Annotated in this window: 7 protein-coding genes; 1 reads left to right on the forward strand and 6 read right to left on the reverse strand. The window is 73.3% G+C overall.

Features of this window, described 5'->3' with window-relative positions:
• Window positions 1–99: 99 nt before the first annotated feature.
• The gene (locus tag O7605_RS31570) at window positions 100–1,602 is read right to left on the reverse strand and encodes a glutamate synthase subunit beta (protein WP_269737435.1); all 1,503 of its coding nucleotides are present in this window, start codon (window positions 1,600–1,602) and stop codon (window positions 100–102) included.
• Entirely contained in the window at window positions 1,595–6,316 is a 4,722-nt protein-coding gene (gene gltB, locus O7605_RS31575; protein ID WP_269737436.1) for a glutamate synthase large subunit, read from the reverse strand. The genes O7605_RS31570 and gltB overlap by 8 nt, the downstream gene beginning before the upstream one ends.
• A 147-nt stretch (window positions 6,317–6,463) precedes the next feature.
• On the opposite strand from gltB, the gene O7605_RS31580 reads away from it, so the two are divergent.
• Window positions 6,464–7,306 (forward strand): GNAT family N-acetyltransferase, encoded by an 843-nt coding sequence (locus O7605_RS31580; RefSeq protein WP_269737437.1) that lies wholly within the window; start codon window positions 6,464–6,466, stop codon window positions 7,304–7,306.
• A 102-nt stretch (window positions 7,307–7,408) separates the two neighbouring features.
• On the opposite strand, the gene O7605_RS31585 is transcribed toward O7605_RS31580, so the two are convergent.
• The 4 genes from O7605_RS31585 to O7605_RS31600 all read right to left on the reverse strand — a co-directional run.
• On the reverse strand, window positions 7,409–8,593 hold the full coding sequence (locus O7605_RS31585) for an FAD-dependent oxidoreductase (protein ID WP_269737438.1): 1,185 nt from the start codon (window positions 8,591–8,593) through the stop codon (window positions 7,409–7,411).
• A gap of 15 nt (window positions 8,594–8,608) precedes the next feature.
• Window positions 8,609–9,856: a prolipoprotein diacylglyceryl transferase gene (gene lgt / locus O7605_RS31590; RefSeq protein ID WP_269737439.1), complete on the reverse strand. Its 1,248-nt coding sequence runs from the start codon at window positions 9,854–9,856 to the stop codon at window positions 8,609–8,611.
• 168 nt (window positions 9,857–10,024) lie between these two features.
• Window positions 10,025–10,840: a tryptophan synthase subunit alpha gene (gene trpA / locus O7605_RS31595; protein WP_164449152.1), complete on the reverse strand. Its 816-nt coding sequence runs from the start codon at window positions 10,838–10,840 to the stop codon at window positions 10,025–10,027.
• Window positions 10,841–10,844: 4 nt separating this feature from the next.
• The coding region (locus O7605_RS31600) for a pyridoxal-phosphate dependent enzyme (protein WP_269742571.1) at window positions 10,845–11,555 on the reverse strand (711 nt) is incomplete at its 5' end.

The following is an 11,555-nucleotide window of genomic DNA, read 5'->3' on the forward strand; positions in this document are numbered from 1 at the left end:
ATCGAAACATCTGGATAAAGTGAATAGCCGTTAAGGAGAGGCCGCGTCCGCGCGGTCCTCCCGCGTGGACGCGGCCTCGTTCAGCCCGTCGGGTGATGGTCAGTGCGCCGCCAGGGGTCGGCTGGCCGGGTGCACCGGGGCCGGCAGGGCGCCGACGCCGTCGAGATAGGTGTGGATCGCCGCCGCGGCGGCCCGCCCCTCGGCGATCGCCCAGACGATGAGCGACGCACCCCGGTGCATGTCACCGGCGACGAAGACGCCGTCGGCCTCGGTCTGCCAGTCCGCCCGGGAGTCGACCGCGCCTCGCGCGTTACGGGCCACCCCGAGCTGCGCCAGCAACGGCTGTTCCTCGGTGCCCTCGAAGCCGATCGCCAGCAGCACCAGGTCGGCGGGGAGTTCCCGCTCGGTGCCCGGCACCACCGTGACGATCCGCCGGCCGTCGCGCTTCTCCACGCTCACCTCGGCGATCCGCACCGCCCGCACCGCACCGGTGCCGTCGTCGACGAACTCCTGCACCGCCACCGCGAAGACCCGCTCGCCGCCCTCCTCGTGCGCCGGGTACTCGCGCAGGACCCACGGCCACGTCGGCCACGGGTCGCGACCCTCGTCCCGGGCGCGCGGCGGCTGCGGGTACAGGTCGAGCTGGTGCACGCCGGCGGCGCCCTGCCGGTGCGCCACGCCCAGGCAGTCCGCCGCGGTGTCGCCGCCGCCGATGATGACCACGTGCTTGCCGGCCGCGTCGATCGGCGTACCGTCCGCCAGGGTGGCCAGCGCCGGCCGGCCCTCGCCGGCCGCCGCGACCACCCGGTTGGCCGCCACCAAGTGCGCCATCGCCTGGTGCACGCCGCGCAGCTGCCGGCCCGCCGTGTCGGTGTCCCGGCCCTGCAACGCGCCGCAGGCCAGCAGCACCGCGTCGTGCCGGGCGCGCAGCTGCTCGGCGGTGACGTCGACGCCGACGTTCACCCCGGCCCGGAACTCGACCCCCTCGGCGCGCAGCTGCGCCAACCGGGCATCGATGTGCCGCTTCTCCAGCTTGAAGTCGGGGATGCCGTACCGCAGCAGGCCACCGATGGCGTCGTCGCGCTCGTACACGGTCACGGCGTGACCCGCGCGGGCCAGCTGCTGCGCGGCGGCGAGCCCCGCCGGCCCGGAGCCGACCACGGCGACCGACCGGCCGGAGGGCGCGGACGCCGGACGCGGAGTCAACCCCCCGGCCGCGGCGGCGTCGGCGATCTCCACCTCGACCTGCTTGATGGTGACCGGCTCGCCACCGGCGATGCCGAGCACACACGCGGCCTCGCAGGGCGCCGGGCAGAGCCGGCCGGTGAACTCGGGAAAGTTGTTCGTGGCGTGCAGCGACTCCACGGCGGCGTCCCAGTTGCCGGTGCGGACCAGGTCGTTCCAGTCCGGGATGCGGTTGCCCAACGGGCAGCCGTCGTGACAGAACGGGATGCCGCAGTCCATGCAGCGGGTGGCCTGCTCGCGGATCAGTCCCTCACCGGCCGGCGGGTAGACCTCCCGCCAGTCGCTGATCCGCACCGGCACCGGCCGGCGGGCCGGCACCCGCCGGCCGTAGCGCAGGAAACCGTTCGGGTCAGGCACGAGCCACCTCCTGGGCGACCGCCCGCGGGGCGGGGGCTACCGGCGCGGCGGAGGCGACGGCCGGCGGCGCCGGTGCCGCCAGCGCGCTCATCACCGCGTCGTCGACGTCCTGGCCGGCGGCTTCGGCGGCCCGCATGATCTCCATCACCCGGCGGTAGTCGCGGGGAACCACGGCGGTGAACTCCTCCACCGCCTCCGGCCAACGCTTGAGCAGCTGTTCGGCGATGGCCGAGTCGGTCTCGGCGAAGTGCCGCTGCACCAGCTCGTGCAGGCGGGTCCGTTCCGCCTCGCTCGGCGCGGACAGGTCGACCAGCTCGGTGTTGACCCGGCGGCGGTCGAGGTTCCAGACGAACGCCGTACCGCCGGACATGCCGGCGGCGAAGTTACGGCCGGTCGGACCGAGCACCACCACGGTGCCGCCGGTCATGTACTCGCAGCCGTGGTCGCCGACACCCTCGACGACGGTGACCGCGCCCGAGTTGCGGACCGCGAACCGCTCCCCCACCCGGCCCCGCAGGAACACCTCACCGGCGGTGGCGCCGTACAGGATGGTGTTGCCGGCGATGATCTGGTCCTCGGCCCGGCCGCCCGCCTCGGCGTCGGCGGACACGAACGGTGCCGCCGCGTCCGGCCGGACGACCAGCCGGCCACCGGAGAGTCCCTTGCCGACGTAGTCGTTGGCGTCGCCGTGCAGGCGCAGGGTCACCCCGCGCGGCAGGAACGCGCCGAAGGACTGCCCGGCGGTGCCGCGCAGGGTGAACTCGATGGTGTCGGCGGGCAGGCCGGCGCCACCGTGGCGGCGGGTGACCTCGCCGCCGAGCATCGCGCCGACGCTGCGGTGCTCGTTGCGGATCGCCACCTCGGCCCGCACCAACGGCACCGACCCGTCGGCACCGGCGGGACGCAGCGCCGGCTCGGCGAGCGCGATCAGCTCGTTGTCCAGCGCCAGCTCGAGGCCGTGGTCCTGAGCGCGTACGCCGCGCCGGGCCGCGCCCTCGGGCAGCTCCGGCAGGTGCAGCACCCGACCGAGGTCGAGCCCACCGGCCTTCCAGTGCTCCACCGCCGGCGCCACGTCGAGCAGCTCGGTACGCCCGATCGCCTCGTCGATGCTGCGCAGCCCCAGCTCGGCCAGGTAGCCGCGGATCTCCTCGGCGAGGAACAGGAAGAAGTTCTCCACGAACTCGGGCTTGCCGGTGTAGCGCTCGCGCAGCACCGGGTTCTGGGTGGCGATGCCGACCGGGCAGGTGTCCAGGTGGCAGACGCGCATCATGATGCAGCCGGAGACGATCAGCGGGGCGGTGGCGAAACCGAACTCCTCGGCGCCGAGCAGCGCCGCGACGATCACGTCCCGGCCGGTCTTGAGCTGCCCGTCGACCTGCACGGTGACCCGGTCACGCAGCTTGTTGAGCAGCAACGTCTGCTGCGCCTCGGCCAGGCCCAGTTCCCAGGGGGTGCCGGCGTGCTTGAGCGAATTCAACGGGGACGCGCCGGTGCCGCCGTCGTGGCCGGAGATCAGGATGACGTCGGCCTTGAGCTTGGCCACCCCGGCGGCGACGGTGCCGACACCGACCTCGCTGACCAGCTTGACGTGCACCCGGGCGGCCGGGTTGACGCACTTGAGGTCGTGCACCAGCTGGGCGAGGTCCTCGATGGAGTAGATGTCGTGGTGCGGCGGCGGTGAGATCAGGCCGACGCCGGGGGTGGCGTGCCGGGTACGGGCGATCCACGGCCAGACCTTGTTGCCGGGCAGCTGGCCGCCCTCGCCGGGCTTGGCTCCCTGCGCCATCTTGATCTGGAGGTCGTCGGCGTTGACCAGATACTCGCTGGTCACACCGAAGCGGCCGCTGGCGATCTGCTTGACGGCGGACCGGCGGGCGGGGTCGTGCAGTCGCTCGACGTCCTCCCCACCCTCGCCGGTGTTGGACTTGCCGCCGAGCCGGTTCATCGCGACGGCGAGGGTCTCGTGCGACTCGGCCGAGATCGACCCGTACGACATGGCGCCGGTGGCGAACCGCTTGACGATCTCGCTGGCCGGCTCCACCTCCTCGATCGGCACCGGCGGCAGCACACCGTCGCGCAGCCGGAACAGCCCACGCAACGAACCCGCCCGCGCGGCCAGCTCGTCCACCTTGGCGGTGTACTGACGGAAGACGTCGTACTGCCGGCTGCGGGTGGCGTGCTGGAGCAGGAAGACCGTCTCCGGGTTGAACAGGTGCAGTTCACCCTCGCGGCGCCACTGGTACTCGCCGCCCACCGGCAGCAGTTCGACCGACTCGGCGCCGGGCGCCGGCCAGGCCAGCGCGTGCCGGGCGGCCACCTCGGCGTGGATGCCGTCGAGGCCGACACCGCTGATCGTGCTCGGCGTACCCCGGAAATACCGCTCGACCAGTCGGGTGTCCAGCCCGACCGCCTCGAAGACCTGCGCGCCGCAGTAGGACGACACCGTCGAGATGCCCATCTTGGACATGATCTTCAGGACGCCCTTGCCGAGCGCCTTGACGTAGTTGCGGATCGCGGCCCGCGGCTCGACCCCGGCCAGCACGCCCGTGGAGATCATGTCCTCCACCGACTCGAAGGCCAGGTACGGGTTGACCGCCGCCGCACCGTAACCGATCAGCACGGCCGCGTGGTGCACCTCGCGGCAGTCGCCCGACTCGACGATCAGCGCCACCTGGGTCCGGGTCTGCTCCCGCACCAGGTGCTGGTGCACCGCCGCGGTGAGCAGCAGCGACGGGATCGGGGCCAGATCGGCGTTGGAGTCCCGGTCGGAGAGCACCAGGATCCGTACGCCGTCCTCGATCGCCTCGGAGACGTGCCGGCAGATCTCGGTCAGCCGGGCCCTGATCCCGGCGCCGCCGTCCCGGATGCGGTAGAGCCCGGAGACCCGTACCGCCTTGAACCCGGGCAGGTCACCGTCCTCGTCGATACAGAGGATCTTCGCCAGCTCATCGTTGTCGATCACCGGGTAGGGCAGCACGATCTGCCGGCAGCTCGCCGGGCCGGGATCGAGCAGGTTGCCCTCCGGGCCGATGGTGGTGGCCAGGCTGGTCACCAGCTCCTCCCGGATGGCGTCCAACGGAGGGTTGGTCACCTGGGCGAACAGCTGGTGGAAGTAGTCGTAGAGCAGCCGTGGCCGGGTCGACAACGGCGCGATCGGGGTGTCCGTGCCCATCGAGCCGATCGGCTCCACGCCGGTCCGCGCCATCGGCGCGAGCAGGATCTTCAGCTCCTCCTCGGTGTAGCCGAAGGTCTGCTGGCGGCGGCGGACCGAGTCGTGGGTGTAGACCACGTGCTCGCGCGCCGGCAGGTCGTCCATCTCGATGAGCCCGGCGTGCAGCCAGTCGGCGTACGGCTGGGCGGCAGCCAGCTCGGTCTTGATCTCGTCGTCGTGCACGATCCGCCCGGCGACGGTGTCGACCAGGAACATCCGGCCCGGCTGGAGCCGACCCTTGGCCACCACGGTGGCCGGGTCGAGGTCGAGTACGCCCGCCTCGCTGCCCAGCACCACCAGGCCGTCCGACGTCTGCCACCAGCGGCCCGGACGCAGACCGTTGCGGTCGAGCACCGCGCCGACGATCTCGCCGTCGGTGAAGGCGACCGAGGCCGGGCCGTCCCACGGCTCCATCAGGCTGGCGTGGAACCGGTAGAAGGCGCGCTTGTCGGCGCGCATGTCCGGGTCGTTCTCCCACGCCTCCGGGATCATCATCAGCACCGCGTGCGGCAGGCTGCGCCCGGCCAGGTGCAGCAGTTCGAGGACCTCGTCGAAGTTGGCCGAGTCGGAGGCGGCCGGGGTGCAGACCGGGAAGACCCGCCGGATGTTGCCCGGCAGGTCGGGCGTACGCAGCAACGCCTCGCGGGCCTGCATCCAGTTCCGGTTGCCCCGGATGGTGTTGATCTCGCCGTTGTGGGCGATGAGGCGGTACGGGTGCGCCAACGGCCAGGACGGGAAGGTGTTCGTGGAGAACCGGGAGTGCACCAGGGCGATGGCGCTGGCCACCCGCTCGTCGGTGAGGTCCGGGTAGAACGCGGGAAGCTGCTCGGGGGTGAGCATCCCCTTGTAGACCATGGTCCGGCCGGACAGCGACGGGAAGTAGGCCGGCACCCCCCGCTCGGCCGACTCTCGTTCGGCCTGCTTGCGGACGCAGAAGGCGACCCGCTCCAGCTCGACGCCGCGCAACGCCGCGCCGGCCGGACCGGCGGGAGTGTCGGTGAGCCGCTTCGCGGCGAGGAAGACCTGTCGGACGCGGGGCATCGCCGCCAGCGCCGTCTCACCGAGGTCGCTCGGGTCGACCGGGACGTCCCGCCAGCCGAGCACCTCGGCCCCCTCGACCAGGGCGTACTTCTCGACCACCTGCCGGGCACGGGCCTCGGCGGCGTCGTCGTCGGTCAGGAAGACCAGACCGGTGGCGTACTCGCCGGCCGGGGGCAGCGGAAACTCGACCACCGCGCGCAGGAACGCGTCCGGCACCTGGATCATGATGCCGGCGCCGTCACCGGTGTTCGGTTCGGCGCCCCGGGCGCCACGGTGGTCCAGCCGGCACAGCGCGCCGAGGCCGTTGGCGACCACCGTGTGCGAGCGTCGGCCGTGCAGATCCGCCACGAACGCCACGCCGCACGCGTCATGCTCGTACGCGGGGTCGTGCAGGCCGGCAGGGGACGCTACCTGGCCCTCTCGCGGCGCCGGCTGGGGGCGGTGTGGGTACGCAAGGGCCACCGGGCCTCCTGTCGTCGCTCAGGCTGGATCATGGTCGGGACGACGTCGGCCCTGGATCGGACTATTGAGTCTACGTTAGGGCCCGGCACACAAGGCCAGTGCAGATTGATCACACCGTCCAGACTCTGGGACATGTAGTCTCGCGCCGTGGATTCCGAGCGTACCGACCTCCTCGACCGGTTGGAACGGTTCTACGACGCGGTGCCCCGGGACGCGGCCCGTGTGGAAGATCACGGGAGTCTGGTGCTGTTCGTCCGGGAAGGCCCGGGATGGCCGTTCTACGCCCGGCCACGGCGCGACAGCACCGGGTCGCCGACCCTCGCCGACGTGGCCGCGGTACGGGCACGCCAGCGCGAACTCGGCCTGCCCGAGGCCCTGGAGTGGGTACACGACCTCAATCCGGAGTTGCTCGCGGTGGCCCGCTCGGCCGGCCTGTGCGTCCTCGAAGCGCCGCTGATGGTGCTCGACCCGACCACCCTGCCGGATCCGGCGGGGCTGGGCGAGCCGGTGCGGCTGCTCGACCCGGCGGATGCGGACTTCGAGTCGGCGGTGGCCGCCCGACGGGCCGTCGCGGCGGTCGGGTTCGCCGCGCCCGGCACCGCCCGCGGCGAGGCCGGACCGGCCGAGCGCGACGCCGCCATCATCGGATTGGACGCGGCGGCGGTCGACGAGGAACGGTCCCGCGTCGCCGACGGCAGCCGGCTGTCCGCGCTGGCCGGCACCGCGACGGAGGGCCCGCTGGCCAGCGGGATGGCCATGCGGGTCGGCGACGTCGCCGAGATCGCCGGCGTGGCCACCCTGCCCACCGCCCGCCGGCGAGGGCTCGGTGCGGCGGTCACCGCCACCCTGGCCCGCGCCCTGCTGGACTCCGGCACCGACCTGGTGTTCCTCTCCGCCGGCAGCGAGGAGATCGCCCGCGTCTACGTGCGCGTCGGCTTCCGCCGCATCGGCACCGCCTGCATCGCCTCCCCCACCCCCCTGCTCCCCTGACTCCACCCCCACCTTCCCCCCGTTGATCATGAGGTTGACGGCGCTGTCGATCTCCGCAAGTGCCGCTAACCTCATGATCAACGGGGCAAGGTGGGGTGGGGGTCAGGTGGGTGGGGGGCGCCATTGGGCGGCGATGGTGGCGGCGGTGCCGAGCAGGCGGGGGGTGATGGTGCCCAGGGCGGCGTCGCGGGCGCGCAGGGCCAGCCGGCCCCGGGTGCGCAGCACGGCGGACATCCGGCGGGTCTGCCGGACCACGGCCGCCGCGCGGGGCCGCCGCGCCCGGTCGTACGCCATCACCGCGTCGGGCAGGGTGGACTCGCGCAGCAGCGCGGCGAGCGTCGCGGCGTCCTCGAAGGCCAGGCAGGCACCCTGCCCGAGGTGCGGCGGCATGGCGTGCGCGGCGTCCCCGAGCAGCACCACCCCGCCCGGCCCGGCCGGGAAACCGAACGCCCGGGGCAGCGGACGCAGCTCCCGGATCTCCCGCTGCACCAGGTCGGCCGGTTCGGTCGCGGCCAGCAGCTCGTCGACCGGCGCGGGCCAACCGGCGTACCAGCGACGCAGCAGCGCCAGCTGGGTCTGCGGCGGCTCGGGTCGGGGCGCACCGGCCGCGGTGGCCATCCAGTAGATGCCGCCCCGGCTGGAGGCACCGGAGGAGCCGCGCTCGCCCAGCGAGGCCGAGACGAACCGGTAGCCGGCGCCGAGGATCTCACCGCCCACCGCGTCGGCCAGGCTCGGCGCGCGGTACCAGGGGATCACCGCCCGCCAGGCGGCGCAGCCGGAGCTGACCACCCCCGAGGCGGGGGCGAGCTGGCGACGGATCACGCTGTCCGTACCGTCGGCGGCGATGACCAGGTCCGCTTCGTACGTGTGCCGGCCGTCGCCGACGGCGGGCCGCTCACCAGCGGCCGCCCGCACCGTCCGCACCGTCACCCCGGTACGCAGCTCGACCCGCTCGCCGAGGCCCGCGATCAGCGCGTCGTGCAGGTCCTCCCGGTGCACCACCACCGGTAGGCGTTCGGCCGGCGTCGGTCGTGGTTGCACCAGCCAGTGCCCGTCCGGGCGGCGTACCCCGCCGTCGGACAGGACGGTGGCGATGGCGTCCAGACCGGCACCGAGCCCGAGGCTGCGCAGCGCCCGGACCCCGTTGGGCCAGAGCACCACGGCGGCCGGCTCCGGGCGGATCCGGTCGGCCCGCTCCAGGAGCGTGACCTGCCAGCCCGAGCGGGCGAGCGCACCGGAGACCGCCAGGCCACCCAGCCCGCCGCCGACCACCACCGCGGTCCGCATGGCGTCCCCCTGACCTCAGCTGTCGCGCTCGGCGGCGGACTCCGCCGCCGTGCCCTCGGCCGGTGCGCCCGACGCCGACGCGGCGTGCGCGTCGTCGGCCGACCCGTCACGCCCACCGGCCGACCCGGCACCCGCACCAGCCGGCTCGGCGGACCCGCCGGCCGACCCTTCGGGCTGCTCAGCCAACGGCCGGGGTGCCGTGGTCGCCTCGTCGTCCAACCGGCCCGGATCGGGCTGAGCGCCCGCGTCGGGTGGCGCCTCGCCGGTCCGGCGCCAGTGCGCGAACTGCTCCTCGTCGACCACGCGGTAACCCTCGGGCCTGGCCGGCTCGGTGGTGGCGCCCTTGGCCGACAGGTCCACCTGCGAGACGTCGGAGGTGGCGGACGGGGCGGTGGCGACACTCGGCAGACCCGCCGGGATCAGGTACTCCCGTGGCCCGCGTACCCGCAGGAAGTAGACGAGGGCGCCGAGGAACACCAGCGCCGCGGTCCAGACGTTGATCCGTACGCCGAGGATCGTGTTGGCCTCGTCGGTACGCATCATCTCGATCCAGAACCGGCCGGCGGTGTAGCCCATCACGTAGAGGGCGAAGGCGCGGCCACGGCCGAGCCGCAGCTTACGGTCGACGAGATACACCATCGCGGCGACGCCGACGTTCCACAGCAGCTCGTAGGCGAAGGTCGGGTGGTAGAGCCCCTCCTCCAGGATCGGCTGGCCGGCCTCGTCGCGCAGTGCCTGCCCGCCGTCCATCCGGTGGATCTCCAGCCCCCAGGGCAGGTCGGTCCGCCCGCCGTAGAGCTCGTTGTTGAACCAGTTGCCCAGCCGGCCGATCGCCTGGGCCAGCGGCAGACCCGGCGCCAGCGCGTCGGCGACCACCGTCAGCGGCATGCCCAGTTGCCGGGCCCCGATCCAGGCGCCGACCGCGCCACCGGCGACCGCGCCCCAGATACCCAGCCCACCCTCGTAAATCAAGAAGATCTTGAGCCAGTCCCCGCCGGTGCCGAAGTACGGGGCCGGTGAGGTGATCACGTGGTAGATCCGGGCGCCGATGATGCCCGCCGGCACCGCCCAGAGGGCGATGTCGAGCACCGCGCCCGGGGCCGCGCCGCGCTGGCGCAGCCGCCGCTCGGTGACCCAGCAGGCCACCGCGATGCCGGCGAGGATGCACAGCGCGTACGCCCGGATGGGGAACGGGCCGAGCTGCCACACGGCGTTGCTCGGACTCGGGATGGCGGCCAGGGACGTCGGCGAGGCGAGACTCACGGGTGCACACGCTACCGCTGCGCACCCCTGTGCCGTCACCCCGGTCTCCCGCGCCCCCACTCACCCCCACCCTCGCGATCTTGCACTTCCTGTCGCCGCAAAGACGACATTGAGTACATAACAGCGACAGAGAGTGCGAGATCGACGACGAGGGGTGGCATCGAGGGCTCAGCGGATGGGGTGGTGGACGCCTTCGGACAGTTCGGCGCTCAGGGTGCGCAGGGCGGTCAGCGCGGCCGCCTCGTCGGGGGCGTCGAGCAGGCAGCGGATGAGCGCGCTGCCGACGATGACCGCGTCGGCGTACCCGGCGACGGTGGCGGCCTGCGCTCCGGTGCCCACGCCCAGGCCGACGCCGACCGGCAGGTCGGTGACCTCCCGCACCCGGGACACCAGCACCGGCGCCGCCTGCGAGGTCTGCGACCGGGCACCGGTGACGCCCATGATCGCGGTGGCGTAGACGAAGCCCCGGCAGTGCGCCGCGGTCATCGCCAGCCGCTCGTCGGTCGACGACGGCGCGACCAGGAACGTGCGGTCCAGCCCGTGCGCGTCCGAGGCGGCCAGCCACTCGCCGGCCTCCTCCGGGATCAGGTCGGGCGTGATCAGCCCGGTGCCGCCGGCCGCGGCGAGGTCCCGGGCGAACGCGTCCACCCCGTACCGCTCGATCGGGTTCCAGTAGGTCATCGTCACCACCGGGGCGCCGGTGGCGGCCACCGCCTCGACGATGCGCAGCGTGTCCCGGGTGCGTACCCCGCCGGCCAGCGCGATGTCGCTGGCACGCTGGATCACCGGGCCGTCCATCACCGGGTCGGAGTACGGAATCTCCACCTCGATCACGTCGACACCCGCGGCGACCATCGCCTTCATCGCGGCGATGCTGCCCTCGACGGTGGGAAACCCGGCCGGCATGCAGCCGACCAGCAGGGCCCGGCCGTCCGCCCGGGCCTTGTCGAACGCCACCCCGATCCGGCTGGTCCGCTCGCTCATGGCCTCACTCCTTGTCGAGGATGCCGAAGTACTCACCGGCGGTGTGCACGTCCTTGTCACCCCGGCCGGAGAGATTGACCACGATGGTGGGCTGCCGACCCAGCTCGGCGGCGAGCTTCGGCGCGATGGCCAGGGTGCCGGCCAGGGCGTGCGCGCTCTCGATCGCGGGGATGATCCCCTCGGTGCGGCAGAGCAGCTCGAAGGCGGCCATCGCCTCGTCGTCGGTGACCGGTTGGTAGGTGGCCCGGCCGGTGTCGTGCAGCCAGGCGTGTTCCGGACCCACGCCCGGGTAGTCCAGACCCGCGGAGATCGAGTGCGACTCCTGCGTCTGCCCGTCGGCGTCCTGGAGCACGAAGGTCCGGGTGCCGTGCAGGACACCGGTGGAACCGCCGGTGATGCTTGCCGCGTGCCGGCCGGTGTCCACCCCGGCGCCGCCGGCCTCGAAGCCGTACAGCCGCACCTGCGGGTCGTCGGTGAAGGCGTGGAAGATGCCGAGCGCGTTGGAGCCACCACCGACGCAGGCGGTCACCGCGTCGGGTAGCCCACCGGTCAGGTCCAGGCACTGCGCCCGGGCCTCCTCGCCGATGCCCCGGACGAAGTCGCGGACCAGCGCCGGGAAGGGGTGCGGCCCGGCGGCGGTACCGATCAGGTAGTGGGTCTCGTCGACGTTGGCGACCCAGTCCCGCATCGCCTCGTTCATCGCGTCCTTGAGGGT

The organism is Verrucosispora sp. WMMA2121 (assembly GCF_027460185.1).
Classification (GTDB): Bacteria; Actinomycetota; Actinomycetes; order Mycobacteriales; family Micromonosporaceae; genus Micromonospora; species Micromonospora palythoicola.